General features: G+C 68.4%; 38 protein-coding genes, 1 tRNA gene and 1 other RNA gene. 30 read left to right on the plus strand and 10 right to left on the minus strand.

Annotated elements, in window-relative coordinates:
- Positions 1-21: 21 nt before the first annotated feature.
- Positions 22-678, minus strand: coding sequence for an SIMPL domain-containing protein (locus tag ACFC1J_RS08370; RefSeq protein WP_375904265.1), 657 nt, complete (start codon positions 676-678; stop codon positions 22-24).
- Positions 679-851: 173 nt separating this feature from the next.
- Here ACFC1J_RS08370 and ACFC1J_RS08375 point away from each other — a divergent pair, with 173 nt between their 5' ends.
- The 3 genes from ACFC1J_RS08375 (at position 852) to ACFC1J_RS08385 (ending at position 3171) form a co-directional block, all read left to right on the plus strand.
- The gene (locus ACFC1J_RS08375) at positions 852-1187 is read left to right on the plus strand and encodes a hypothetical protein (protein ID WP_375904267.1); all 336 of its coding nucleotides are present in this window, start codon (positions 852-854) and stop codon (positions 1185-1187) included.
- Between the two features lie 175 nt (positions 1188-1362).
- Positions 1363-1732: a transfer-messenger RNA gene (ssrA, locus tag ACFC1J_RS08380) on the plus strand.
- A gap of 464 nt (positions 1733-2196) precedes the next feature.
- The gene (locus tag ACFC1J_RS08385) at positions 2197-3171 is read left to right on the plus strand and encodes a hypothetical protein (protein ID WP_375904269.1); all 975 of its coding nucleotides are present in this window, start codon (positions 2197-2199) and stop codon (positions 3169-3171) included.
- Between the two features lie 488 nt (positions 3172-3659).
- Here the strand turns inward: ACFC1J_RS08385 and ACFC1J_RS08390 are convergent, their stop codons facing one another.
- Positions 3660-3932, minus strand: a complete 273-nt coding sequence (locus ACFC1J_RS08390) for a hypothetical protein (RefSeq protein ID WP_375904271.1) — start codon at positions 3930-3932, stop codon at positions 3660-3662.
- Between the two features lie 47 nt (positions 3933-3979).
- On the opposite strand from ACFC1J_RS08390, the gene ACFC1J_RS08395 reads away from it, so the two are divergent.
- Positions 3980-4300 carry a MerR family transcriptional regulator gene (locus ACFC1J_RS08395; RefSeq protein ID WP_375904272.1) on the plus strand — a complete coding sequence of 107 codons (321 nt, stop codon included), beginning with the start codon at positions 3980-3982 and terminating at the stop codon, positions 4298-4300.
- Positions 4301-4454: 154 nt separating this feature from the next.
- On the opposite strand, the gene ACFC1J_RS08400 is transcribed toward ACFC1J_RS08395, so the two are convergent.
- The 5 genes from ACFC1J_RS08400 to ACFC1J_RS08420 all read right to left on the minus strand — a co-directional run bounded on the left by ACFC1J_RS08400 (position 4455) and on the right by ACFC1J_RS08420 (position 11270).
- A complete protein-coding gene (locus ACFC1J_RS08400) occupies positions 4455-4907 on the minus strand; it encodes a GNAT family N-acetyltransferase (RefSeq protein WP_375904273.1) in 453 nt (150 codons plus the stop codon).
- A gap of 867 nt (positions 4908-5774) precedes the next feature.
- On the minus strand, positions 5775-8936 hold the full coding sequence (locus tag ACFC1J_RS08405) for a tetratricopeptide repeat protein (RefSeq protein ID WP_375904275.1): 3162 nt from the start codon (positions 8934-8936) through the stop codon (positions 5775-5777).
- 71 nt (positions 8937-9007) lie between these two features.
- Positions 9008-9835: a hypothetical protein gene (locus tag ACFC1J_RS08410; RefSeq protein WP_375904277.1), complete on the minus strand. Its 828-nt coding sequence runs from the start codon at positions 9833-9835 to the stop codon at positions 9008-9010.
- A 5-nt stretch (positions 9836-9840) separates the two neighbouring features.
- On the minus strand, positions 9841-10422 hold the full coding sequence (locus tag ACFC1J_RS08415; RefSeq protein ID WP_375904279.1) for a hypothetical protein: 582 nt from the start codon (positions 10420-10422) through the stop codon (positions 9841-9843).
- Positions 10422-11270: an inositol monophosphatase family protein gene (locus ACFC1J_RS08420; protein ID WP_375904281.1), complete on the minus strand. Its 849-nt coding sequence runs from the start codon at positions 11268-11270 to the stop codon at positions 10422-10424. Before ACFC1J_RS08420 ends, ACFC1J_RS08415 begins: the two co-directional genes overlap by 1 nt.
- A 164-nt stretch (positions 11271-11434) precedes the next feature.
- Here ACFC1J_RS08420 and ACFC1J_RS08425 point away from each other — a divergent pair.
- Positions 11435-11510, plus strand: a tRNA-Lys gene (locus tag ACFC1J_RS08425).
- Between the two features lie 115 nt (positions 11511-11625).
- Here ACFC1J_RS08425 and ACFC1J_RS08430 read toward each other — a convergent pair.
- From ACFC1J_RS08430 to ACFC1J_RS08440, 3 genes are read right to left on the minus strand one after another with little or no spacing between them, the layout of a single operon-like run.
- Positions 11626-12789, minus strand: coding sequence for a tyrosine-type recombinase/integrase (locus ACFC1J_RS08430; RefSeq protein ID WP_375904283.1), 1164 nt, complete (start codon positions 12787-12789; stop codon positions 11626-11628).
- Positions 12789-13247: a hypothetical protein gene (locus ACFC1J_RS08435; RefSeq protein ID WP_375904285.1), complete on the minus strand. Its 459-nt coding sequence runs from the start codon at positions 13245-13247 to the stop codon at positions 12789-12791. The genes ACFC1J_RS08430 and ACFC1J_RS08435 overlap by 1 nt, the downstream gene beginning before the upstream one ends.
- Positions 13244-13615 carry a hypothetical protein gene (locus ACFC1J_RS08440; protein ID WP_375904287.1) on the minus strand — a complete coding sequence of 124 codons (372 nt, stop codon included), beginning with the start codon at positions 13613-13615 and terminating at the stop codon, positions 13244-13246. Before ACFC1J_RS08440 ends, ACFC1J_RS08435 begins: the two co-directional genes overlap by 4 nt.
- 84 nt (positions 13616-13699) lie before the next feature.
- Here ACFC1J_RS08440 and ACFC1J_RS08445 point away from each other — a divergent pair, with 84 nt between their 5' ends.
- The 25 genes from ACFC1J_RS08445 to ACFC1J_RS08565 all read left to right on the plus strand — a co-directional run bounded on the left by ACFC1J_RS08445 (position 13700) and on the right by ACFC1J_RS08565 (position 24289).
- Complete coding sequence (locus tag ACFC1J_RS08445) at positions 13700-13957, plus strand: helix-turn-helix domain-containing protein (protein WP_375904289.1); 258 nt, start codon at positions 13700-13702, stop codon at positions 13955-13957.
- Entirely contained in the window at positions 13954-14160 is a 207-nt protein-coding gene (locus ACFC1J_RS08450) for a helix-turn-helix transcriptional regulator (RefSeq protein ID WP_375904291.1), read from the plus strand. The genes ACFC1J_RS08445 and ACFC1J_RS08450 overlap by 4 nt, the downstream gene beginning before the upstream one ends.
- A complete protein-coding gene (locus ACFC1J_RS08455) occupies positions 14157-14888 on the plus strand; it encodes an antA/AntB antirepressor family protein (RefSeq protein ID WP_375904293.1) in 732 nt (243 codons plus the stop codon). The genes ACFC1J_RS08450 and ACFC1J_RS08455 overlap by 4 nt, the downstream gene beginning before the upstream one ends.
- 68 nt (positions 14889-14956) lie before the next feature.
- Positions 14957-15193 (plus strand): hypothetical protein, encoded by a 237-nt coding sequence (locus ACFC1J_RS08460; RefSeq protein WP_375904295.1) that lies wholly within the window; start codon positions 14957-14959, stop codon positions 15191-15193.
- Positions 15190-15483, plus strand: coding sequence for a hypothetical protein (locus ACFC1J_RS08465; RefSeq protein ID WP_375904297.1), 294 nt, complete (start codon positions 15190-15192; stop codon positions 15481-15483). The genes ACFC1J_RS08460 and ACFC1J_RS08465 overlap by 4 nt, the downstream gene beginning before the upstream one ends.
- Complete coding sequence (locus tag ACFC1J_RS08470; protein WP_375904298.1) at positions 15480-15782, plus strand: hypothetical protein; 303 nt, start codon at positions 15480-15482, stop codon at positions 15780-15782. The genes ACFC1J_RS08465 and ACFC1J_RS08470 overlap by 4 nt, the downstream gene beginning before the upstream one ends.
- On the plus strand, positions 15779-16756 hold the full coding sequence (locus ACFC1J_RS08475; RefSeq protein ID WP_375904300.1) for a YqaJ viral recombinase family protein: 978 nt from the start codon (positions 15779-15781) through the stop codon (positions 16754-16756). Before ACFC1J_RS08470 ends, ACFC1J_RS08475 begins: the two co-directional genes overlap by 4 nt.
- Positions 16753-17412, plus strand: a complete 660-nt coding sequence (locus ACFC1J_RS08480) for a hypothetical protein (protein WP_375904302.1) — start codon at positions 16753-16755, stop codon at positions 17410-17412. The genes ACFC1J_RS08475 and ACFC1J_RS08480 overlap by 4 nt, the downstream gene beginning before the upstream one ends.
- Positions 17409-17867: a hypothetical protein gene (locus tag ACFC1J_RS08485; protein ID WP_375904304.1), complete on the plus strand. Its 459-nt coding sequence runs from the start codon at positions 17409-17411 to the stop codon at positions 17865-17867. The genes ACFC1J_RS08480 and ACFC1J_RS08485 overlap by 4 nt, the downstream gene beginning before the upstream one ends.
- Complete coding sequence (locus ACFC1J_RS08490) at positions 17864-18526, plus strand: DNA cytosine methyltransferase (RefSeq protein WP_375904306.1); 663 nt, start codon at positions 17864-17866, stop codon at positions 18524-18526. Before ACFC1J_RS08485 ends, ACFC1J_RS08490 begins: the two co-directional genes overlap by 4 nt.
- Complete coding sequence (locus ACFC1J_RS08495; protein ID WP_375904308.1) at positions 18523-18927, plus strand: hypothetical protein; 405 nt, start codon at positions 18523-18525, stop codon at positions 18925-18927. Before ACFC1J_RS08490 ends, ACFC1J_RS08495 begins: the two co-directional genes overlap by 4 nt.
- Positions 18924-19139: a hypothetical protein gene (locus ACFC1J_RS08500; RefSeq protein WP_375904310.1), complete on the plus strand. Its 216-nt coding sequence runs from the start codon at positions 18924-18926 to the stop codon at positions 19137-19139. Before ACFC1J_RS08495 ends, ACFC1J_RS08500 begins: the two co-directional genes overlap by 4 nt.
- Positions 19136-19432, plus strand: coding sequence for a hypothetical protein (locus ACFC1J_RS08505; RefSeq protein WP_375904312.1), 297 nt, complete (start codon positions 19136-19138; stop codon positions 19430-19432). Before ACFC1J_RS08500 ends, ACFC1J_RS08505 begins: the two co-directional genes overlap by 4 nt.
- 330 nt (positions 19433-19762) lie before the next feature.
- Positions 19763-20467, plus strand: a complete 705-nt coding sequence (locus ACFC1J_RS08510; RefSeq protein ID WP_375904314.1) for a hypothetical protein — start codon at positions 19763-19765, stop codon at positions 20465-20467.
- Positions 20451-20627, plus strand: coding sequence for a hypothetical protein (locus ACFC1J_RS08515; RefSeq protein ID WP_375904315.1), 177 nt, complete (start codon positions 20451-20453; stop codon positions 20625-20627). The genes ACFC1J_RS08510 and ACFC1J_RS08515 overlap by 17 nt, the downstream gene beginning before the upstream one ends.
- Positions 20624-20827, plus strand: coding sequence for a hypothetical protein (locus tag ACFC1J_RS08520; protein WP_375904317.1), 204 nt, complete (start codon positions 20624-20626; stop codon positions 20825-20827). The genes ACFC1J_RS08515 and ACFC1J_RS08520 overlap by 4 nt, the downstream gene beginning before the upstream one ends.
- Complete coding sequence (locus ACFC1J_RS08525) at positions 20824-21294, plus strand: single-stranded DNA-binding protein (protein WP_375904319.1); 471 nt, start codon at positions 20824-20826, stop codon at positions 21292-21294. The genes ACFC1J_RS08520 and ACFC1J_RS08525 overlap by 4 nt, the downstream gene beginning before the upstream one ends.
- Positions 21278-21433, plus strand: a complete 156-nt coding sequence (locus ACFC1J_RS08530; protein ID WP_375904321.1) for a hypothetical protein — start codon at positions 21278-21280, stop codon at positions 21431-21433. The genes ACFC1J_RS08525 and ACFC1J_RS08530 overlap by 17 nt, the downstream gene beginning before the upstream one ends.
- Positions 21426-22262: a hypothetical protein gene (locus tag ACFC1J_RS08535; RefSeq protein ID WP_375904323.1), complete on the plus strand. Its 837-nt coding sequence runs from the start codon at positions 21426-21428 to the stop codon at positions 22260-22262. Before ACFC1J_RS08530 ends, ACFC1J_RS08535 begins: the two co-directional genes overlap by 8 nt.
- 2 nt (positions 22263-22264) lie before the next feature.
- Positions 22265-22705 carry a hypothetical protein gene (locus tag ACFC1J_RS08540; RefSeq protein WP_375904325.1) on the plus strand — a complete coding sequence of 147 codons (441 nt, stop codon included), beginning with the start codon at positions 22265-22267 and terminating at the stop codon, positions 22703-22705.
- A complete protein-coding gene (locus tag ACFC1J_RS08545) occupies positions 22702-23163 on the plus strand; it encodes a hypothetical protein (protein WP_375904327.1) in 462 nt (153 codons plus the stop codon). The genes ACFC1J_RS08540 and ACFC1J_RS08545 overlap by 4 nt, the downstream gene beginning before the upstream one ends.
- Positions 23160-23321 carry a hypothetical protein gene (locus ACFC1J_RS08550; RefSeq protein WP_375904329.1) on the plus strand — a complete coding sequence of 54 codons (162 nt, stop codon included), beginning with the start codon at positions 23160-23162 and terminating at the stop codon, positions 23319-23321. Before ACFC1J_RS08545 ends, ACFC1J_RS08550 begins: the two co-directional genes overlap by 4 nt.
- Positions 23315-23734, plus strand: a complete 420-nt coding sequence (locus ACFC1J_RS08555) for a hypothetical protein (RefSeq protein ID WP_375904331.1) — start codon at positions 23315-23317, stop codon at positions 23732-23734. Before ACFC1J_RS08550 ends, ACFC1J_RS08555 begins: the two co-directional genes overlap by 7 nt.
- The gene (locus ACFC1J_RS08560; protein ID WP_375904332.1) at positions 23731-23976 is read left to right on the plus strand and encodes a hypothetical protein; all 246 of its coding nucleotides are present in this window, start codon (positions 23731-23733) and stop codon (positions 23974-23976) included. The genes ACFC1J_RS08555 and ACFC1J_RS08560 overlap by 4 nt, the downstream gene beginning before the upstream one ends.
- Positions 23969-24289: a hypothetical protein gene (locus tag ACFC1J_RS08565; RefSeq protein WP_375904334.1), complete on the plus strand. Its 321-nt coding sequence runs from the start codon at positions 23969-23971 to the stop codon at positions 24287-24289. The genes ACFC1J_RS08560 and ACFC1J_RS08565 overlap by 8 nt, the downstream gene beginning before the upstream one ends.
- Positions 24290-24316: the final 27 nt, after the last annotated feature.

Raw genomic sequence — 24316 nt, forward strand, 5'->3', positions numbered from 1 at the left:
AGGCGCGGTTCCTGTCGCTCCTCAGGCGGCTACGAACCGCGCCTCGACGGTCGCGGACACGGTGATGTCGTCGCCCTGCAGTTCGAGTCCGGCGCCTGATGGGGGAGCGGCGAACGCGCGCATCGCCTTCGGGGCCATGTCCGCCGCGCCGCGGTCGGTGATGAGCCCGGCGTCGGCGATCTCGATCGGCTCGACCGTGGTGAGTCCCAAGGCGGCCGCATACGCACCGGCGCGCGTGACCGCTGTGCGCACCGCCTGCGACGCCACTTCCTGCTCGACGCGGGCTCGCGTTTCGGGCGTCAGGATCCAGTCGGTGCCGTTCACGGCGATGCCGTCACCGGTCGACACCTCGGCGACCCAGGCGGAGAGCGCGGCGAAGTCCGCGAACGTCGCCGTGAAATCGACCGAGGCGTGATGCACCAGGGCGAGCCGCGTACCGTCGTTGCTCCACGGCCGCTCCGAGCGCACCGCGAGGCGGCGGCTGGACCAGCTCTCTACGGCACCGACCTTCTCCTGAGCGGCGATTCCGTCGCGCACGGGCTCCGCGAGGGTGAGCGTGCGGGCGACGACCTCTTCGCGATCCGGGCCGTCCAGCGCGACGGACAGCGTGACGATGGCGCGTTCGGGTGCGATCCGCACCTCGTGCTCGCCGCGGACGGTGATGACGACCTCGCTCATGTCGCGACTCTACGGCACCGTCGATTGCCCGGGGCATCTCCGAGAGGCCGGCAGTCGCCGCACTCCGCGTGCTAGCACGGTGCAGCGCCGCCGTGGTGCGCGCGTAGAATTCGCGCACCGCGGCGCAGTTCCGCGCCTCGGCGAAGAAGAACTGCGTGAAGGAGGACCATCAGATGAAACGAGTGGCGATCGGCTGTGCGATCGCGCTGGGGCTCGTGGCAGCAGGATCCAGCGCGGCATATGCCGGCGAGACCAACGGGAACGAGGATCCGACATCCGGACCCTCCCACGCCGCGTCCGAATGCGTCTACTCGGGGCTGGACAGGATGGACTCGGTGGAGAACAACCCTCCGGGGTTCGATGATGACGCGATCGCGATGCGAGGGAGTCAGAGCCCTGGCGGCGTCGACAGGTATCACGGTGTGCAGTCCTACGGGTCGTTCGTGAAGGCCGGCCTGAAGGAGTTCGTGCCGTCACCCGGGGTGGCGTGCAACGGCAGCGGGAAGTGAGCGCGCGGCGCTGGGGTCGCTGATCGACGGCGCCCTGGGGAAGGGGAGGGGCGCCGTCTCACGGGCGCGGAATGGCGCGGGCGGCTCAAGCGTTGTAGTCTGTGATGCTCGGGTGCTTCGTGCACCCGCTGGTAATTCCACAGAGCGACAGCGGCTCCTTCGCAAGAAGGACCACGGGGCTGATCGGTTTCGACAGCGCCTGTGAATCCACGAGAAGCGGGCCGAGGATGCAGGGTTATCTCGTGAACGCTCCCTGCAAAACAATAAGTGCCAATGCAAAGCGCACTGACTTCGCCCTCGCTGCGTAAGCGAGCCCGATAGTCCGTCAGGCCGTATGTGATTCCGATACGGATCCTGGCGTCATCTAGGAATCTTGCTGTGCGATGGCGTCTGGACGTCGCACGGGACTCTTCCCAGGCTGGGCTTGTCGACTTAGGTGTCTGTGACAAAGGTCGGAGCCGAGGAGAACGTCTGCACAGACTGCGCCCGGAGAAGGCGTGGAGACTCAGCGTTGGACGGGGGTTCGATTCCCCCCAGCTCCACCGTGCCGCTGTCGCAAGATGGAATACAAGGAACCCCAGGTCATTGTGGCCTGGGGTTTCCTTGTTGGTGCGTTTCTCGTTTCGTGAGCTCGCTAGACGCCCCGTGGGCCCCCGAAGGCCTGGAGGAGGGCGATGTCGCCGCCGCTGCAGGCATAGCCTCGACCTGTGGTGAGTGCCACAGGGGCGCTGCGAGGAAGCTTCACGCCAAGGAGGTCGCCGGCGTCGAGGTCGAGGAGGTCGATGTCCTCCGGGGAGTACGCGTCGGCGAGAGCGAGCGCAATGCGCGCGAGCGTCGTGGAGGTGCGCTTCCTGCAACGCCCATCAGCAGAACGCCGCCTCGGTCCGGGTCCCCGCCTGCGGGGATCTGGCGTTGCCGGGTCGTCGGCCAGCGCGACCTGGAAGACGGGTCTTGTCGCTCGTCGCGCAGATTCGCTGAATCATCGTTCAACCTAAGCTACGCTCTCAGCGTGGAAAGCATCGAGATGTATGAATCAGCCCTCCCGCCGCAGCGGTCCGCTCTGTTCACGCTGCTGACGGCACGGGCCGCGGAGCTGGCAGCGGAGAAGCCCGATATTCAAGACTTCGTGTTCGTTCCCGGGCACACGCACCCTACGTGGGACGACGGTCAGGACAGGTTGTGGCGGGCCATCGAGCAGATGATGCTGGTCTCGCCCGCAGGCGACGACGAACTCCCCGTCGTCTGGGTGGGATACGACGTCGCGACGCGATTCACCAACAGGCGAGAAGCACAGGGATTCCTCGTCACCGATCGCCGACTCATCGTCAAGGACAACGTGGATCTGGTGTTCGGCAAGGGGGAAGCGCGACAGTACCCGCTCTACGTCGGACCGAACGGCATCGCGGCGTCGGCCGCCGCGATCGCTTCGACGGCGATCGAGAGCTACGACTGGGACAGCGCCGACTCACTCGTTGACGAGGAGGACGCCGAGTGGTTCAGCCAGTTGCTCGTCGCCGCGATCACCACGACGTTGGAAGCCGTGGCGAGCACGGGTACGGCGATCGCCGGCGCCCCGGTCGCAGCGAGCGACATCCGCGCGCGAGTGAAGGAACTCGGCCTCTTTGCTGCAGCGAAATACGCCGATGACGAGAAACACGCGAAGCACTTCGCAAAGTTCGCGAAGAAGATGCCACTCGACCCAGGCGAGCAGATCCTCGCGTGTTTCAGTGCCAGCACCCTGGCGGGCCCATATGGTCTCATGCTCACGGACCGCCACCTGCGATCTCGTGGTCTCGGCGAGGATCCTGTATCGACTCCGCGAGTCCAGGTCGAGGTTGAGGCAGTGAGGGTGAATCCCCAGAGCAAGAGCCAGATCATTGCCGCGATCGGCGAGGTGCACGAGTTCCCGAGCCACCTCGGCGAGCGCGAGGCCGGCGCCCTCGTCATGCTCATTCAGGAGTGGGCAGAGGGGCGAATCAACTGAGCCGCTCTCTTCCTTCTCCCGCGCGGCCGTGGCTCCGGAGCCGCGAACACGGTCTTCCGTGCTTCCCGCTCCTGATCGCGACAGCGACCTGTTCGACGCGATGGGCTGCAGTCAGACGTCGACATGGCGCACTGTGAACCTGCGTCGCACATGGCGCAGGGTGACGGTCGGCGAGGCGCCTACGGGAGGCTGACGCCCGAAGTCGTTCCCGACTCTCAGCCAACGAGCACGACCTTTGTCGGACACGTCCTCGGTCTCGTGACGGGGGATCTTGAGAACCGTGGCGTCCGCATCGGTGGTGACCGCGCCACCCTATGAAAGAAGCAGTCACAGACGAATCCGCCGGCATCTCCGCCATACTGCAACTTTGAGGTGTGGACCCCGGAACGGCCCGAACGGGCGCGGACGCGCTCTGGCGAGCGGCCTGCTGGTTCTCGCAGATACACCGCGGCCACGGTGCGACGTCACTCGCCGGGCCATCTTCGTGCTCATTCCCTTTGCGTGAGAAGTCGTTTCAACTCCACGCCGGCCTCACTGCTTCCAGCGTCGGAGAGCCTTTGCAGTTCGCGTAGGTCACGGTTCGCAACGGCGCGACGCGTCAACAGCCGCCCGGCCTGTTCGCTGCCCTCGTCCAGCAGTGCAGAGAGCGCCTCCCCGTCGTCGCGGGCGTCATAGAGGTCGGCGAGCCGATCCAGTGCGGTCTCGTTTCCCTCGTCTGCGAGTGCACGGAGAGTGTCTTCATCGAAGTCATGATCAGTCATGGAACCAGTGTGCAGCCTTGCCTCACGGGCAAGGGCAGTATCGAAGGATGCTGACCATTGGACAGCTCGCCACCCATGCGGGAGTCACCGCCAAGGCCATCCGTGTGTACCATGCCGAAGGACTCCTGCCCGAACCCGAGCGAGACTCCTCTGGATATCGGCGCGACGGCGCCCAAGCGATCATCGACCTGACCCGCATCGTCACCGTCGCCCACGCAGGCGTCCCCCTGGCTCGCATCCCCGGCATATGTGGATGTCGATGCCGACCGAGCAGCACAACAGATCGACCACGTCGAGATCGAGTTGCGCGCACGCATCCGCGAGTTCGAGCAGCGACGGGCAAGGCTGCGTCATCTCGACCAACCTGATCGGCTCTGCTCGCCCCCTGAAGCCGTTGAGTACATGGACGGGGTGCGATCCTCGCCTCGAGCAAATCGCAGACGCGGCAGCCCGAATGGCTGAGCGCATGACGATGGTCTCCGATCTCCCCGACTTCGGCCAGGGGATGGGCCACGTTCAGACCTATCGCGATGACCCGTCGGCGTCGACGGCAGGAAGCTCCATGCACACGAGCCCAGGGCGGTTCTCCCACGACGCAACAGGAACGAAACCACGACTTTGGTACAGCCGCATCGCCTCGTCTCTCCATGACCAGACCGTTAGCCGGACGGGCTTATCCCGTTGTCCGACGAGTGCGTCGATCAAAGCGGAACCTACTCGGCGGCCTCTTGCACGCGGGTCAACCCAGACGCGCTTGATCTCGTGGGTGGCGGTGCGGTGTTGGAGCACGGCAACGCCGGCAGGCTCGCCATCGACGTCCGCCAGAAGGACGTCGGCGCGCTCGTAGGCCTCCGCAGGGTGTTCGACCTCAGCGAGGTACCGCTCTGGGAGGCCATCGAGGTCCACCGCCTCAGCTAGATGTGCCGCCTTTTCGAGTTCCGTTTGTGCGAGGTACGCCTCGATGAGGCGGCTCACAATGGCTGCGTCGGCTCCATTCAGGTCGGCCTGTCGGATCCTGACTTCACTTTCGGGTTGCACTCACAGATTCTCTCAGTCCGACTCATCGACCTTCACGGCGTTGCGACCCCACACAGCACGTCCCCGGCGCTGGCGCACGTCATTCGTATCGCGACGGCCGCACTTCGACACTGGCGACCGGATGGTCACGTCAACGACGTCGTGAGGGGGCGCGGAAGGGAAGCCGGTGGCCCCGTTCCCTGTTGAAGGAACCACCGGTCCGCTCACTCTCCCCAGAGAGCGAACTATGGCACCGAGCCGGGAAACCAAGGTGCCCTGCCGCCGCGGATGCTGGGGGTGCCCTGCGACGACACGATCACCATAGCCCCTGGGCGTCCACGAGGGGCGACCGTATGAGGAGCAGGGTCGAAATAGTGACGCGGGGTTCACAAGATGTCGTGAAGCGGCCGCGAGCGTGTCGCTCCAGCGTCTCTGAGCGGTGTGAGGCGGCTGAGCAGGAGGTGCGCCTGTGGAGGCGCAGCTCGGCGAGAGATGCGCGGCGGCCTTGAGCGCTGCCTCGATACATGCCAGAGGTCCACGGGATGCTGGTGCGGCCGGCGGGAAAATACCGACCGCACCCGCCATACCCTCCTGGCGATGCACAGCTGCTGGGAAGACGCGGGCCGAGCATCTGGGATCTCGACCGCGTGGTTAGCCATGCAACTGATGAGATCGACGTGAGCCGATTCCATGACGTGCGGTCCGGTAGAACGTCGCAAGTTGGTCGTAGCGCTGTCGCATATCGGCGTTTGCCGGCACTGGGGACGTCGCGGCCTGCGGCGCAGCGACGATTGCGAGGTCTGCGGTCGCGAGCGAGCTCGACGATCAGTTCATCTGCGTCCAGATCACGTACACGAGGATGGCCGCGATGATGACGCCGCCGATGATCACCGAACGCGTCTTGGACGCCTGCTGCGCCGCCGCCTTCTGCTTGGTCCGGGCGCGACGCACGGCCGCGGAGTCGGCGCCGAGCACCCGCTCCATGGCGGGGATGCTGGTGCGGTAGATCTTCAACGCCTCGCGATGCCGCCCGAGCGCGATCAGCGTCTCGGCCCGGTCATCGGTCGCGTCGAGAGTGACCGCGTGCTCGGCGCCGATCGTGCGGGCACCGGTCTCGGCGGCATCGTCGTAGGCGGCGAGCGCCTCCGGGAAGCGCCGGGCCTCGGCCAGACGGCGTCCGAACCAGATCCGCAGCTGCACGGCCCGTTCGGGGTCGGATCCGGCGCTGTCGGCGACCCGGATCGCGCGCTCCTGCACGGGGATCATCGCGTCCAGGAGACCCAGGTGCGAGAGCACGAGGCCCTGATCGTTCAGCGTGTCGGCGAGCGCCCAGTGGTCGCCAGGCAACAGCCTCTCGATCTGCGGCACGATGCGCACGTAGGCGTCGGCGGCCTCTCGATAGGCGCCGAGCCGCTTCGAGCATTCGGCGGCGCCGCGCTCGGCCCTCAGCCAGTCGATGCCGGCGGTGTCGCTCAGCGCGTCGCGGGCGCGGCTGTACTCGACCAAGGCATCGCCGAAGCGGTTCTGCCGGGCGAGGTGGTCGGCGTAACGCAACGCCGCGAGCCCGGTCGAGGTGGCGCCTTCGTCGGTGGCGTGCTCGGCCGAGACGAACTCGGCCCTGACCTGATCGGCGAGCACGTCGCGATCCTGCTGGGCGTCGCCGAGACGCGCGAGGATGCCGTCCAGATCGCGGATCCGGCGCAGCGTCTGCGGATCCGTCTCGCCGAGTACCGCGCGCGTCTCGGCGACGACCCGTTCCGCCAGCTCCCTGGCGCGCGGGAGGTCTCCGGCGTCCGCGACCGTGCCGGCAAGGGCGGACAGGGTGCTGAGCGTGTGCGGATCGTCCCCGCCGAGCGCCGCCGTACGCCGTACGAGGACCGAATCGAAGCGTCGCGCCGCCTCCGCGTAGCGACCCAGGTGCCGCTCCTCCTGCGCGCGGTTGTGCAGCGTGATCAGGGTGTCGCGGTGCTCCGGACCGAGGATGCGCGACTGCAGCTCGTAGAGCCGGTCGTAGGTCGCGGCGGCTTCGGCGTCCCGCCCGAGCTGGCACGCGGCCAGCGCGAGGTTGCCGATCACGCGGGAGCCCTGCGCGGTCTCCGTGGAGCCCTCCGCCTCGAGGTGTGCGAGCACAGGGCGCAGCAGCGCCTCCGCCTCGGCAGCGCGGTCGCTGCGCAGATACACCGCAGCGAGGTCGATCGCGTGGCCGACGTCGCCCGAGGCGTCGTAGAGCGCCCGCATCTCGGCGGCGGCCTCGTCGCTGCGTCCCAGATCCTGCAGGGCGAGCGCGCGGGCGGCACGGACCTCGGAGATGATCTGCGGGGAGGCGCCGTCGTGCTGCGCGATCTCGATGGCGTCGGCGAGCAGCGCCTCGCCCTCGGCGTTGCGCCCGATGCCGCGCAGCGTGGCGCCGAGGGCGTAGCGGGACTGGGCCAGCCTGGTCGCCGCGGTGCGGCGGTCCTCCGGGGTCGACGCCTCGGCGGCGAGACTCAGTTCGAGCGCGAGCGAGCGCTCGAACTCGGCAAGAGCCTCGGATCCGTGGCCGGCGTCGCGCAAGGCGGAGCCGAGGCCGTCCCGTACGTCGATCTCGCTCCGGCGTCCGGCGGCGCCGAGCTCGCGGAGGCGTTCGGCGCCCGTGCGCAGCGCCTCCAGAGCGCCGGGGGAATGCGGTGCGCGCCACCGGGACAGGTCCGTCCAGGCGTGCGCGATCTCGTTCGCGAGCTGCTCGGGCGAGGCGAGGGACGGATCCGGATCCTCACCGGGCGTCGGACTCGCCGCCGCCGAAGCGATGGAGGTCGACTCCTCGCGGGCGCGATCGAGATGTTCGCACCGCGCGATGGCAGCGGCGAGGCCGGACTCGGCGAGCGCGGGGGAGGGATCCTCTGCGTGGGCGTCGCGCAGCACGCGGGCGAGGAGGTCTCGCGAGCGGAGTGCGAGCGTGGCGCGCGGTGGGCGATCCGCGGTGTCGTCGACGATCCCACGGGCCTCCGCGATGAGCGCGGGCCACAGTCCCTCTCGGTCCTCCCGGTCGAGTTGCACCTCGACCGCCATCATCCGGGACGCGAGCACCTGGTCGGCGCCCGGGCCGAAGCGAGCGGTCTCCAGCACGGCGATCCGACGAACCAGCGGCAGTGGATCGTCTGCGGTGACGCCGTCACGCGCGAGCACCCGCAGCGTGGTGGCGCGGAACTTCATGGCGTCCAGGGTGAGCGCGTCGTCCTCCCCGTGCTGCCGTTGCAGGGCCGGGATCAGCAGGACGAGGTCGGCGTCGGCTCCGGCGGCGTCGCCCGACCAGTACCGGGTCCGCGCGCGCCACCACCACGCGTCCAGCGTCGAGGGCGCGTCGAAGCCGAGCAGCGCACGGCGGCCGTCCAGTACCTGCCCCCAGAGCAGGGCGGATTGCTCGTCCTCATCGATCCGGGACAGCTCCGTCGCCTTCGCCGCGAGCGCCGTCAGGTGGTTCTCGCCGCGTTCGTCCGCGGCCGCGGCGCGAGCGATGAGCAGGTCGTAGGCGTGCAGACCCTCGGCAGCGTTCATCCGAGTCAGGAGCTGCGCCCGCCGGTCCAGCAGCCAGAGCACCCGGCCGTGCGCACCGCCGAGCGTCTGCTCGCCCTCTGCGATCAGCGCGTCCAGCGCTGCGACGACGGCGGAGGAAGCCGGCCCCTGGCCGACCATCTGCTCGGCGGCGCGGGCGTACAGCCGGTCGTCGAGGAGCCGCTCGCGGTGCTCGTCCAGGTGTCCCTGGTCGGCGAGTGCGCTCTCGCAGACCTCGGCGAGCGTGCGGTACATCTCCCTGGCCTCGTCCTCGCGGCCGAGTTCGTCGAGGCCGTATGCGAGTCCGCGCAGTGCGCTGCGGTGGGCGTCCCCGCCCTCGCCCTCGGTCATCAGCGCTTCGGGGAGCAGCCCGCGGAAGGCGTCGAGAGCCTGGGCGATGCGCACCGGATCCTGGCTCGAGACGTCGGACCACGCGGACTGGAGCGCATCTGCCATCACGCTCTCGACAGTAGAAGGCCGCGGGGTGTCGGGCAACTCGCCCGCGCCGTGCGGACGCGGGGAGTGCGTCAGTCGAAGGATCCGGCAACGATCGTGAGGTCGTCGTGGATCTTGCCGTCGAAGTCGGCGCGGGTGCGGAGCCCTTCCTCACCGGCGCGGATCTCGGCGGCCAGCCCCTCCAGTTCTCCGGATGCGGCCCGGCGCGCGAAGGACGGCAGATCGTGCGCGTCCACCAGCTGGTATCCGCGCGTGCCGCCATCGGATGCGGCGATCACGGCCGCCGTGCCGTCGATCGCCTGACGTCCGATGAGGGCCTGCTCCGCGACCGACGGATCCGCCTGCGCGCACCAGAACCCGCCAGGAGCGTTGCGGCACTCCTCGAGGGCTCGCCACCGGAGCGCGGCCAGCTCGTCCGGATGGGGGTCGGCCGTGTCCGTGCGCGCAGACAGCAGCTCTCTGGTGCGCCGCGCCACGGAGCTCTCGATGCGGTCGTCGGTGATCTCCTGCGCGCGGCCTGACGCGTCCCTCACCACCACCGACGCATCGCAGAGCACGAGATGTTCGACCTCGGCGCCGTCGACACGCCAGGCGGCGACCGTCGCGCTCGGTGATCCGCCCTCGAACGTGCAGGTTCCGGTGTGGAGCGCGGTGACCTCGGCGATCGCTCCGGCCAAGGCATCGCGCATCGGCGTGCCGCGATCGACCAGTCGGGCGCAGAACGCGTCGGCGAGGCGACGCGCGTACCAGGCCACGGTGTGCGTGCAGCCACGGCGCAGCTCCGCCGGGATCCCGGCGCCGTCGACGACGACGCCGATGCCCGCGGCCAGCGCGATCGCATCCTCGTTCTCCCGGTCGGGGGCGGCCGGAAGGGTGAAAGAGGTCGTCCGCACGGGCATCCGGATCAACCTCGTGGATCGATCAGGACCAGGCCCTGCTTCGTGTCTGACACGGTCACCCATCCCGGACCGAACAGGTAGGTCATCCCGTAGCCGTCCTCATCCTGGCTGAGCGAGGCGCGCGGATCCGCCGTGATGTACACGCCGCGGGCGCTGTCCTCGCGGATCCAGCCCGATGCGACCAGCTGCTCCTGACGGGTCTTCGCCTCGGCGCCGGCGATCGGCGCCCATCCGTAGAGCAGGCCGTGGTCGGAGGCGACGGCCGGATCCGACCACAGGCACTCGATGCCGCCGGGGACGGGTTCGGGTCCGAAGGCGAAGTCGCGCTTCATCGCGGCCCAGCCCTGCTTGTGCAGCGCGTCGACCGTGTCAGAGGGGATCAGAGTCTCGCAGCTCAGCGCGGCGGGCGGCGTCGCAGCGGTGTCGGAGGAGGGCGGCGCCGTCGGTTCGGGGGCGATGGTCTTCGCGCCGGATGTGGGCTTCGCGCTGGGGGCGGGGGAGGGGGCGCCGCCGCTGCACGCCGTGGCCGCGGTGAGCACGCCGACGACGAGCCCCAGCGGCAGGATCACGTGTGCGAGGAGGCGCATCAGGAGGAGGCGGGGCTCGGCTGTCGGGCGGGGGCAGGCTGCGCGGCCGTCGGCGCGTGCAGCTGCTCCAGGAATGCGGAGTGCAGCACGCCGTTCGTGGCGAGCGCGGATCGCCCGGCCAGGGTGGGTGTACCGTCGAACGCGGTCGCCGTGCCGCCCGCTTCGGTGACGATCGCGAACGCCGCCGCGATGTCGTACTCCTTGACGTCGAACTCGGCCACCATCTCGAGGCGACCCTCGGCGAGCATCATGTACGAGAACACGTCGCCGTAGGCGCGGTCGCGCCACACGCGGCGGCTCAGGGCGATGAGCGCATCGAGCTGCCCTGCACCGTCCCACTGCGCGATGCTCTGGAAGCTCACGCTCGCGTCGTCCAGGCTGGCCACGTCGGACACCCGGATCGCGCGAGGCTCGGCGTCGGTCGACGCCCAGGCGCCGAGGCTGGGGGCGGCCCACCAGCGCCGGCCGAGCGCCGGCATGCTGACCACGCCGACCTTGGCGACGCCGTCGACGGCGAGGCTGATCATGGTGCCCCACATCGGCACACCGCGCAGGAAGTTCGCGGTGCCGTCGATCGGGTCGATGACCCACTGCCGGTGGGCGTCGCCCGACGTGCCGAACTCCTCGCCCAGGATCCCGTCCTCGGGCCGCTCGGCCTGCAGGATCTCGCGGAGCGCGCGCTCGGTCGCCAGGTCCGCATCGGTGACGTGGGACCGGTCGGCCTTGAGCGACACGTTCAGGTCGGCGGCGTCGAAGCGCGGCAGCGACTGCGCATCGGCGGCATCGGCAAGGCGGAGAGCGAGGTCGAGGTCGCTCTGGAAGTCTGCTTCGGCGCGGGGCTCAGTCACGTCTCTAGGATATGGGGCAGGGGTGAAAGCACCCTGGGCGAACGCGGCCCAACGCGCACTCCGGGCGGACGACACGCCAGGGATGCACACGGCCTCGGCGCCGATTTCGCTTCCATCGGATCCGCTGGTAATGTGATTCCTCGGCCGGGGAACCGGCCCGCCGAGCACCTCTAGCTCAATCGGCAGAGCAACTGACTCTTAATCAGTGGGTTCTGGGTTCGAGTCCCAGGGGGTGCACCACGCTCCGAGCGACAGAAGGCCCGGTCAGGAATAGATTCCTGACCGGGCCTTCTTGCGTTTCCGGCTGACACCTGGAGCGGGATCCGTCGTTTACTCGTCGTTTTGCGGCTGACATCTACCCCGGATTGAAGAACGCCTCCAGGGCATCACGAGCGGCATCAGGACCCTGCTTCCTGGCCCGCTTGATGTAGTGCTTCTCGGCGATCTCCTCTGTGTTCCCCAGCTGATCCGCGGCGGCCTTCACACCGACCTCGTCGGCGAGCAGCGTCGCGACGGCCTTCCGGAACAGGGTCGGGGTCACGCCGGCGTACGGCGTCTTGCGCAGCGCGTCGCCCCACTGGCGCATCAGGTTGTTGTCCCACTGATAGGTGCCGACGGATGAGGGGAAGACGATGTCGGTCGTCGCGTCCATGCGGCGCCGCATCAGCATGGCGACGACCGACGGCGGGAGCTTCGCGTCGCGGATCGAGCTGTCGGTCTTCGGCTTCGACTGGATGTCGAGCTTCCCAGCGTCGTTCACGATGAGGGTCCGGTCGAGGCGCACGAACGGTATCGGCGCGTCGAAGAACACCTGCTCATCGAATGACAGCGCGAGGATCTCGTTCGTGCGCGCGCCCGTCCCGATGAACATGTCGGCCACGTCACCGATCTGCGTGTACCGGCTGCGGCCCTGCTTGTCCTTGCCGGCGTCGCGCTTCGCGAGCAGGTCTCGGATCCGCCACACGTCCTGAACGCTGAGCGCGACCTCGGCCTTCTTCGTGAGCCGGATCTTCGTCGCGGGCTCCGCAGGGTTCCGGTCGATCGCGCCCTGCCGCACGGCGTAGCCGAGCATCTGCAGCATGACCGTGCGTACCGTGCGCGCCGTCGACTCGCCGTTGCGCTTCTTCGCCGCCGTGAGGAACCGATCCACGCGGGGGACAGTCAGTTCCCCGAGGCGCACGTCACCGAGGCCGCCGACGATGATTCGGTTCGTCAGATCCGTGTAGCGCCGCAGGGTCTGCGTCGCGAGCTCACGCTCCTGCGGTGCGACCTCGAGCCACTTCGTCGCGAGCTGCCGGAGTGTCGACTCGCGTGAGAGGTCGGCTCCCGCAGGGGCGAGGCGCTTCTTCAGTGCCTTGATCAGGTTCCGCTCCGCCTCGGCTGGGGTCTTGCCTTGGCGCTGCATGAGCCGGGTCACGCCGTCGCTGTCTCGATAGCGGCACACCGCGGTCGGCTTGCCGTCGATCGTGCTCCGACGGACCTTCCCCCAGGTCTCCAGTTCCAGCGGTGGGCGGGCCATCAGGCGACCTCGAAGCGGTGTGAGTACTGGCCTCTGCCGAGGCGAGGCTGCACGTACGCGGTATCCCCCACCCGGAGGAGGACGGATCGAAACGCCTCGAGCGTGGAGCGCATGACGCCGAGGTCGAGCGCCATGGCGCCGACGTGGCCGCCGTGGATCTCCTCGACGTGGCGATAGTCATCGAGGGAGATGAGGCGCAGCGCGCCCCATTCCTCCGCAGCGCGCTCCTGCTTCGCATGTACGGGCCCGAACGGCGAGGGGTGATGCCCGAAGGCGTGGTGCCCGAGTTCGTGCGCGAGAACGCACCTGTGCAGGCGGGCGTGCATGCCCGGGCGTAGACGGGTGAGCTTCCGGTCGACGAACGACTCACCGTCGCGGCCCTCGCGCGGTCGCTTGTACTCGATCGTGATGCCGGCCTGTTCGACCAGGTCAGCGAGGTAGCTGTCGATGGGGGTCATTGCTCGTCCGTAGGCTCGGGGTCGCTCTCGCGTGCGACGGCGTCGAAGTCATCTTCATGCACGGCGGGGACATTGCGACCAAAGGGTGCATGCACCACGCGTCCGAGCGCGACGCTTTCGGCACGAGAGACCAGCTCAACCTCGGAGACGTGCAGCGCTTTCGCGATGGCGGCTAGATCGCGCACGGTGAGGATAACGCGCTCACCAGTGCGGGGGTTGCCGCCGTCGAGACGTGACGACACGAACTGAGCATTGGCGCCAATCAGCCGGGCGAGCCCTCGGGACGAGAGGTCTTGACGGCCCATCTCGGCCTTGATCTCGGACACAAGGGCGTCGGAGAAGCGAACTGCGAAGTCTTCGTTATCCACGTGGCTAGCATGACGCATGGATGATTTATCGTCAACATGAATGATTGGCTTGACAGTGTCTGCTTTATCATCCATCCTGACTGTATGACGAAGCAGACACCCGAGGATGCCTTCGCGATCAGCATCGCTGATGAGATTCGTGCTGAACTCGCGCGCCAGCGAAAGACCGCGGCTGACCTCGCAATCGTGCTTGGGATCACCCAGCACACGATGGGGCGCCGCCTGAATGGGCATACCCCGTTCAACATGATCGAGATGTCCCGGATCGCCGAATTCCTCGGCATCTCGATCAAGACCATCCTTGACCGGGCGGAGAGGCCCGTCGCGGCGGTGGCGTCGTGAGCCGCGGCCGCGTCTTCAATACGAAGGCAGCCGCCGAGTACTGCGGCATCGCCCAGCAGACGGTGCGGAACAAGCTCGTGATGGGGGAGTTCCCTGAGCCGCATAAGCAGGGGCGGATCAACGGCTGGTTCCAGGACGAGCTGGATGCGTTCCTGAAGGCGGCGCTCCCGGACTACGACGAAGTGCACGAGGTCGCAGCATGACCGCGCTCATCCCGATCCGCGAGCACGACGGACGCCAAGCGGTCAGTGGCCGCGAGCTGCACGCGTTCCTCGACGTCGCGACGCCGTACAAGGACTGGTTCCCGCGGATGCTCGCGTACGGCTTCACCGAGGGCGAGGACTTCGGCGCAATTCTGAGCGAAAGCACCGGCGGCCGCCCGGCGACGGATCACGCGCTGACCCTGGACATGGCGAAGGAACTCGCCATGATCCAGCGCACCCCGAGGGGGAAGCAGGCGCGCCAGTACTTCATCGAGGTCGAGAAGGACGCCCGGGGGCTGCAGATCCCGCAGACCCTTCCGGAGGCCCTGCGGGCGTACGCAGCCGAGGTCGAGCAGCGGCAGGCGCTCGAAGCGCATGTCGCTGTCATCGCCCCGCGCGCGGAGGCATGGGACGAGCTCGCGTCCGCGTCGGGCGACTACGCGGTGAAGGACGCCGCCGGGATACTCGCCCGCGCCGGCGTGAAGACCGGGCAGAACCGCCTCTTCACGCAGCTCCGCGACCTCGGCTGGATCCACCGCGCACACGACGGCGGGTGGCGTGCGTACGCGTCCGCGGTGAACGCGGGCTACCTCGCGGAGAAGCCGCAGTCCCACCACCACCCCCGCACAGGCGACCTCGTGCTCGACCCGCCGCAGGTTCGCGTCACGATCCGCGGCCTCGAACGCCTCCGGGTGCGCCTCGGTGCGCTCGCCCTCTCGACCATCTGAACCCGCACACGAAAGCGGGGCGCCCGTTGCACCGGACGCCCCACCTGAAAACGAAGGAGGACACGCACATGTCCACCAGCACCCCTCAGCCTACGTTCCTCGCCGTCGAAGAGCGAGACGGACATCCGACGCTCGGCGGCCGCCGCCAGTTCCTCGACACGTTCGACGCCGAGGTCGCGGAGGAGATGCGGCTCTTCGCGCTTGAGCCGGTCGAGATCGTCACCATCGTCCCGGTCTCCGCGTCCAAGCACGTCCGCCTCATCGACGTCCCGGCGCTGACCGCTCCGATCGACGAGGTTGCGTGATGTTCGCCAAGGCCTGCCTCTACCGCGATCACTGCGAGAGCTGCCGCGACGAGGCACGGGAGGAGTGCTGCTGGTGCGAAGCCCCGATCACGGTCACGCCCCGCACGCCGAGTCCTGTGCTGCGCGCGGTCGCACCGTGGCGCATCGCCCTGTTCACCGTCGCGCTGATCATCGCCGCACCCGTCGGGATCGCGGCGGCCGCACCTGTCTGGAACGGCGCTGACCTCGCCGTCCTGATCGTTCTGGCGATGTTCGTCGCCGCATTCATCCCCGGGAGGAACCGAGCATGAGCGCATCCACCGTCTGCCCGCCGTCGCACTCGCACGGCGCCGCGCAGACCTGCTACAACAAGCACCGCTGCCGCTGCGAGGCGTGCAAGGCGAATGCCGTCGCGGTGCGCGTGCAGCACAAGGCAGATCACCGCCGTCGCCGCGCGGCCAGCGCTCAGCGTTTCGAGGACATCCCGTTCACCCCGATCCAGCCCTGCGTGGGCGAGGACGCCGCCCGCGTCCGCCGCGCGATCGCGAAGCGCGCCGAGAGCGTCGCTGAGCGGCTCGAGTTCGAGGCGATGCTGGGGGTGCCCGCGTGATCGACATCATCGACCGCCCGCTGCACATGGTCGCGGAGGACTCCCTCGGATCCGAGGAGGGCCTCGCTGCGCGCGCCGCCGGCGTCACCGCCTCCGAGATCCACGCGATCGCCGTCGGCGGCCGCGGCACCTGGCGCCGCATCCTCACGGACAAGCTCAACGGGTCCACGTTCCGCGGCAACCAGCACACGAAGCGCGGCCACGAGCGGGAGCCGTTCCTGCTGGCGTGGGCGTGCTCGCACGTCGCGCTGTGCGCCGCGAACGCGTCCCTGTTCGCGCACCCCGACATGCGGCACATCCTCGCCACGCCGGACGGCCTCGGCTTCGACCCGGTCCGCGATGCGTTCGGCGTCGAGTGCAAGTCCCACGATTTCGGCTGGGGTGACCGTGACGACATCCCGGCCGAGCACTACGACCAGATGCAGCTCGGCATGTTCGTCACTGAGGTCCGCTGGTGGCTGTACGTGTGGGAGGTCATGGGGGAGGACGGCACCCCGACCCTCGACGCACCCCGCTACCGCTGGGTCGAGCGCGACGACGCCCGCATCGCGAAGCTGCTCAAGGAGGCCGACGCGTTCATGGCGTGGCGCGCCGCCGGCGCCCCCGTCGCCGACGACGATCTCCCCGCCGACGTTGACGAGGCGCTCGCGATCGTCGCCGACGCGCGCGCCGCGATGGCCCCACACAAGAAGGCCGAGGCCGCAGCACTCGAGACGATCCGCGTCTACGCCTCACAGGAGGCCGACGAGCACGGCAAGAAGGCGGCCGGCACCCGTGCAGGGTTCACGTTCTCGATCACCAGCACCGACGTCCTTGACGAGGACGCATGGGAGCGTGCCGAGCCGAACACCTACCGCGAGTGGGTCGACATGGTCCGCCGCGCTGAGGAGGTCCGCGCCATGGCGATGCGCCTCTACACCCGACCGAAGGCGTCCTCACGCCTGAATGTCACCGAGACGAAGGACGCAGCATGACGAACATCGACGACGTCGCCCAGACTCTCGCCGAGTACGAGCGCCTCGCGATCTCGACGGGCGACACGGTGCAGATCGACCCGCCGGAGTTCTCCGCCGACGGCCAGGTGTTCGCCCCGTTCTGGGCCGCCGAGCAGCCGCCGGTCGCCGCACGCGCGACCGTGCACCGCGCGGGGATCCCGACGACGGTCTACGTCGCGTGGGGCGAGTCCCTGCCCGCCGAGGATTCCTGGCGTGCCCTGTGGCTCGCGAAGCCGATGAAGCTGTTCGGTGCCTACACGGTCCGCGCCGCGCTGCGCCGCGCGTTCCGGGACGTGATCGGGGACCGCCGCGAACCCGACGAGACTGCGGCAACCCCGGCAGCGCCAGCGCGCGATTGGGAGGCCGAGATCGACGCAGCCAACAGCGCCGGCGCCGTGCTCGCTCTGCACGAGGAGATGAAGCGCGCCCGCGCCGTGACTCCGCAGCTCGAGACGCAGCTGCGGAACCGGCTCACGGCCGCCGCATGGGCGCCCGCCGAGGAGCCCGCCGCCGAGGTGCGCACGGCGACGGGCGCCCTCCGCCCGAGCGAGGCGAAGCAGGGCATGCCGCAGGACTTCCTTGCCCCGACGAACCGCGCGGCCCGCCGCGCCAAGTCGAAGGGACGCCGGAAGTGAACGTCGACCAGTCCACCGGTGAGGTGACCGACGACGCCCCTGAGTCGATGGAGCTCGTCCCGCTGAACCTCGCTGCGCTGTCGGAGGATGAGCTGCTCGCGGTGCTCCCGACGCCCGTGCAGGCCGCGGGCGCGCTGATCCGGGCACGCGAGACGAACGCCCGCGCACCACGCGCGCTGAGCCGCTACCGGGGGATCCTCCGCAAGGCGCAGCGTGACAAGAAGGTGGCGCTAGGGCGCGCGGTCAAGGATCTGCGCGCCGAGTTCCCCCGCGCCACCCTCACCGAGCTCCGCGAGCTCGCGTACGGCGCCGACGAGCGGGTCATCGCGGCGCTCGACGCCGAAGACGATGCCTGGCTCGCGTTCGAGTACGCGAAGGACTTCGCCGCGGCGATCCAGGAAGACATCGAGATCCTCCGGTCCCTGAACGCCAACTTCCGAGGAGAGCACCGATGAGCCGCCCGAAGCTGCTCGACCTGTTCTCGTGCGCAGGTGGCGCGGCGATGGGGTACTACCGTGCAGGCTTCGAGGTCGTCGGCGTCGACATCAACGGGCAGGACCGCTACCCGTTCGAGCACCACGTGGCTGACGCGATCGAATTCGCTCGCGCACACGGGCACGAGTTCGATGCGATCCACGCGTCGCCGCCTTGCCAGAAGTTCACCGCATACAGGCGGCGCGGAGGTGGCGTCGGCGACAACTACCTGAACCTCATCCCGCAGACCCGTGAGGTGCTGCAGGAGTTGGGCCGGCCGTACGTGATCGAGAACGTCGAGATGGCCCGCTCTGAGCTCATCGAACCGGTCTGCTACTGCGGGTCAAGCTTCGCCCTGGACGTACGCCGTCACCGGCTGTTCGAGAGCAACATCCCGCTCGTGCCGCCGCCCTGCGATCACGCATGGCAGACGCCACGATTCCCGCCGGCAACGAACCGGACGAACCTGCGCCGAACTGTGGAAGTCGGCGTGTGGCGAATCCCGCTCGAGACGCAGCAGAAGGCCATGGGGATCGACTGGATGCAACTGCGCGAACTCAGCGAGGCGATCCCGCCCGCCTACACAGAGCATATCGGCCTGCAGATCGCGCAGCACATCCGAGAGGCGGTGGCAGCATGACCGCCCCGTCGACGGCGACGCGCACGGCCGTGTACGTCCGCGATGGGTACCGGTGCGCTTCGTGCGCGGCGGATATCGGGCTGTCGTTCCAGCATCGCCGTGCGGTCGGGATGGGCGGGTCGAAGAACCTCCCGACTCCGATCGATGGGCTGACCCTCTGCCTCGCCTGTAACGAGGCGTGCGAGCACGCCCTGCAGACGATGGCACTCGCGAACGGCTGGAAGGTGCGCCGCTGGGCGAACCCCGAGCACGTGCCCGTGTTCTACCCGCACGAGTTCGCCTGGTACCGCCTCGAGGGCGTGCAGCGGATCCGGATCTCGTCCGAGGTCGCGATGGAGATGGGCTGCTCGGTGTACGGCGACGACTGGATGAAGTGGCGTGCACGGGAGGTGTTCTCGTGAGCGACGTCAAGCCGGACTGGAAGCCCGACCGTGCGGTGACGCTGGCCGCGCTCGAGGAGATCGACGTGATACAGGCGGGATCCCCGACGTGCCGATTGTGCGGTCAGCGCTGCAACCGGCTCGACAAGTACGGCCTGTGCTCCAAGACGAGCGAAGCACATCAGGGCTGGCGGGCGGGCGTCCGCAACGACATGAAGGCAGGTGCACGATGACGACCGATGCAGAGCGCGACGCCGAGTTCGATCGCCTCGTCGAAGCAGTGCGGGTAGCGATTGGTGGCCTGCCTCATCGTCTCGTGCGCGGACTGTTCGACGAGGGCGTGCGCGTCACGCCGCTGCTGCCGGTCGTCCACAAGCTCTACACGGTCTGCGACCGTCTGCTCGACCCGGAGACGAACCGGCACTGCGAGTTTGACGGCGATGTGACGTTCATCGACGGCCGCGGTCGGTGCCCGTGGTGCTTCCGCGCCATGACCGAGGAAGAGGCTGAGGAGGAGTCGCGATGAGCATGCCGACGTACGCGATGACGTATGTGGTCTGGGATCCCCGGTCGTGGACGTTGAAGGTCGGTCGCGCCTGGCGGTTCTCGCGGGTGCAGCGGTGGATCGATCGCGGATGGGTTGTGGTCGTTTGCCAGCGGAACACGGACGCCTCGTGGGAGCGGGAGGCGTTGCGGATTCTGCGTCGCGCGTTCGTGGCTGCGTTCCGGTCGTGGGCGCACGCGGAGGACGTGCTCGGCCCCGGCGGGAAGGGGTACACGGAGTGCTTCACCGTCGAGCCGGAGGATCTGAATCTTGCCCTTGACCTGTGCATCAAGGGCTTCGCGAGAGGGAACGATGTCAGGACAGCGTACGAAGCAGCGCAAGATCAGCGCGACGGATCTGGACACGCTCGCCGGGGTGCCGGACGAGGCGAAGCCGACCGCGTTCTGGCTGTGGCTGAATGCGGACCCGCTGGGGCGGGTGCTCGCGGATCCGCGAGTGCTCGCGCGGCGGATGAAGACCGGCGAGCCGTTGGATCTGGTCGCGGGCCGGGTCGAGGGGCACCTGTACATGCTCATGGACGCCGGGTGGCTGACGACGTTCGATCACTTCGGCGACGAGTGGATCCTGCTGTGGCACCCGCTGAAGGTGGACATGCGGGATGTGCACATCACATCCCCGGAACCTCCGGAGAACCTCGGCCGGCTTCCCGCGGGGTATCCCGTGGCTGTGGGGGGAGGGCGCGTGGGGGCGCGGGAGCGGGCGCGGGAGGAGGTGCGGGCCGAGGGGGCGGCGCGGGCCGCGGCGTGGGACGCGGTGCAGGCGGACCGGGTGCCGGCGCCGGAGCGCCCGGAGCGCCCCTGGGCGTTGGATGCCCCGCCGATGTTCTGCGACAAGCACATGCCGGGAGGTGCCGGGCAGAAGAAATGCGGGCCCTGCGGAGACGCCCGGAGGATCCGGGACGAGTGGATGCTCACCCGGGTCTACGAGGAGAAGCTCACCGACTATCACGAGGCGAAGCAGGAGACAGAGGGGGTGTGGGATGACGAGCCGTTCTGATGCTCTCACCGACTTCGTGGAGATGACCGCGCGGCGGTTCGAGAGGGACTACAGCTTCCGCCTCCGGCTGCTCGCCGAGGCCGACGAGACCGTGCAAGAGACCGTTCGAAGGATCGCCCGCGAGAAGTACCTCGGGGCAACGAGGAGGACAGCAGCATGAACAGCAAGACGGTGTACCTGCACCTGCGGAAGGGGACGGGCTGGGGCAGGTTCTCGGTCGTGAAACTCGCGAGGACCCGAGATGCGGCTACTCGCGACGGAGATGTCGTGATGCCGTTGACGATCGAGCTTCCGGACGACTTCTTCGACCGCGCGGCGATCCGTGTTCGCCTCGAGCCGATGACGGGGGAGAAGCGATGACCGGCGAGACGGTGGTCACGGTCGTCGGCAACCTCACGGCGGATCCGGAACTGCGTTACACCCAGAACGGGCTGCCGGTGGCGAACTTCACCATCGCTTCGACGCCGCGCACCTTCGACCGCCAGGCGAACGAGTGGAAGGACGGCGATGCGCTGTTCCTCCGTGCGTCCGTGTGGCGCGAGTTCGCCGAGCACGTGGCGGGTTCGCTGACGAAGGGCATGCGGGTCATCGCATCCGGACGCCTGCGTCAGCGCTCCTACCAGGACCGCGAAGGCCAGAACCGCACGGCGATCGAGCTGGAGGTCGACGAGATCGGCCCCTCGCTCCGCTACGCGACGGCGCAGGTCACGCGCGCGGCTCGCTCGGCTGGGAGCACGGCGCCGAGCGCGCCGGCGGCTGACGAAGCATGGTCGACACCGACTTCGGATGACGCGTGGGGAGGGTTGAGCGATGACACGCCGTTCTGAGGTTCACGCCGACGACGAGGGCGTGCTGTTCGTGCGCTGCCCGCGCTGCGGCGAGCTGCTGTGCGGCATCCAGGCAGGGGACGAGATCGTGGCGCTCGCTGAGCGCGCGGCCGAGCATGAGGCGGAGTTTCATGGCTGAGAGGTTCTGCATCCGAGGGTGCAAGCAGCACGGCGTGCACTACGCGACGTGCGCGGACTATGGGCTGGCGGAGGCGCGGGATCGCTACGTCGCGGCCGGCGTCCAGGTGATCGCGTACAAGCCAGAGTGCCAGGGCTGCGCCGAGTCACCCGCCCGGGATAACGCGATGATCTGCAACCGGTGCTATGGCCGGCTGCGTGGTCTGATCGATGACGCCCCGGATTTGATCGGCCGACTCCGGTCGCTCGCGGATCCGACGAAGGCGACGCCGACGGATAAGGCGCCGGGTGGTGGGGGATCGTCGGAGCCTCTGGCGCCGGTCGACGCGGAGCTCCTCGACGCACTGAATGACCTGGTGACGACGTGGGGTGCGTGGCAGGCGTTCGTGTTCCCGCAGTCGCTCGAGCAGGCTGTCGACAGTCTCGTGAACGATCACCACCATGTCGAGGACCTCGCCACGGGGTTCATGGACCGGAACGAGCTCGACGCCGATGGGATCCGCGGGTTCTGGTCGTTCGCGGACGCCCGGGCGAAGTGGGGTGTTGAGCGGCGCACGAAGGGCGAACCGGCCTGGGCGGCGGAGACCGACGACGCTGCCGGGACGCCGTTGCCGGTTGCTGAGCTCGGGGATCCAATGCTGACCCGAGTGCAGGCGGAGGAGTTCGCGGGGACGGCGCGCACTCTGCAGAGGTGGCGGAGGAAGGGGCTCGTGGAGCCTGCTCGCACGGTGACGATCGCCGGCGCCCGGGTGGCGATGTTCCGTCTCTCGGATCTGCGACGGGTTCGGGACTCGATCAAGATCGGCCGTCCGGCCGGAGAAGGAGCATGACTATGTACCGTGAGCAGTTGATCGAGAAGGCGAAGGCGAACATCGAGCGTGCCGCGTCGTCCGCGACGCCGTCGCAGGCGGCACGGATCCGTGCTGGCGAATCCGACGACGAGCGTCTGTCGCTGCTCGCTCAGCTCGTGGCCCTGTTCGAGGAGGCGAACACCCCGACCGACGACGAGCGGGAACTGATCGACGCGCTGTGTAAACGCGCTCGGACCGATAGCACCGCTCATGATCTGATGCGGGAGGCAGCTAACACCCTGGAGCGGTTCCGCACCGTACAGGGCGGGCCGTCCGACGCGGTGGTGCTCGCAGCCGTCCAGGCGTACAAGGGGCAGGACGTAGACGAGTTCACTCGTCGGAGGATCGTCGCTAGCAACTGGGAGATGACCTGCATGCGTGCCGCTCTGCGTGCTGCCGCTACAGAGGGAGGAGAACGATGAAGCGGCGTCCGGCTATCGGCACGAAGGTGATGCGCACCTACGGTCGCCGAGAGTATGTCGACTTCGGCGAGATCGGTGTAGTCACAGGACATGGCGACGGGAACAGCTTTTCGATGAAGCTGGACGCCGTCCAGCCGTTCGCGCGCTGGATGTGGGGAAGCAAAGCTAAGCGCACGGATCATGGCGGCCTGGTCCATGCCCACCTCGGGCCGGGTGAAGTGGAACCACTAGCGGCCGTGTACTACGAGAACGCACGCCGGTTTCGAGCCGTTGCGAAGGTCTCGTATGAGAGTCCGACCAGTGGACTCGTGTGTCGCGAATGCAAGCGAGAGCGGGGCCGCGCGCGGAAGGCACTGAAGATTCGCAAGGTCTGCCCCGATTGCGGATCCGACTTCGTTGAAACGTACATCGCCAAGCATCGGCGCCAGATGCACCCCAAAGAGGAGGATGGCCGATGACCGACTACGAGCCGCAGTTCCGTTGGTGGGTCTGTGAGAAGAGCGCGGGAGCCGGGTGGACTGTGATCCGGAAGACGCGTTGGCGTTTCGTGGCACGATCGGCGGCCCGCCGCAAGGCGCGCCAGGGGTTCCGGATGAAGGTGGAGGCGCAATGGTGACCGACTACACGCCGACGACCGAGGAAGTGCGCTCAGCGTGGGTGCATGGCTCCCGCGTCATGCCGGCGTACTACGCGACCGACTATCAGCAGGCGCACACAGGCCGCCTGGAGGAAATCGACCGCTGGATGGCTGCTCATGATGCTGAGGTGCGTGCTTCCGCCCTGGCCGAGCGGGAACCCGAATGGGAGTACCGGTGGGCTCGAGCGGACGGTGAGCATGCTTGGCCGTTCGGGGCAGGCGACTCGGAGGACGGGGAAACGCTCGACGGGGTGAAAGCCGCCCCGGCCCGCGATCCTGAGCCCGAGTACTTCGACGGCGCGCACATCGAGCGGCGCACGAAGGCTGTATCTGCTGGCCCATGGGAACCGGTCGAGGAGAACACGCCCCACACGGAAGGGAACGAACGATGAGCGCGACGCACACGAAGATCACGGAGACGACGTTCGACCTCGACTGCCTGGAAGGTCTGTGCCCCCACGAAGACGAGTGCCCAAGCTTGACGCTCGAAGTCTGCAAGGAGTGCTCTGACCGCAACTGGGACGAGCACGAGGGCGGCGTCGTCCTCTGGGTGGGGCATCTCGACGAGTCAGATGATCTCTGTCTCGACGAGTTCGAAGCGCCGAATCGCACGATTGGCGCGAGCGATGAGTGAGCTGTTCCCCGGCGAGTCCGAGCCGATCGCGACGAACCCGATCCTGCGTGGCGTTGACATCGCGATTGGTCGCCTCGTGCAGCGCGACTGCTTCACGACGCGAACGCTGGAGATCCTGGACGACTTGCGCGCCGAGGTACTGGGCGTGACAACGCAAGCGGAGGTGCGAGCGCACTACGCCGCGACCGTGGAGGGTGTTGTGTGCTCCTACTGTGTGCGCCGACCTGCCGTTGGAATCGACGAGGATGGCGACTCGATCTGTGCATCGTGCGCCGTCCCAGATCGCACGTCCCGGAGTGAGGAGACACGATGAGCATCCGCAGCTTGTCCGATGAGGAAC

The organism is Microbacterium sp. NPDC056052, from assembly GCF_042266785.1.
GTDB lineage: Bacteria > Actinomycetota > Actinomycetes > Actinomycetales > Microbacteriaceae > Microbacterium.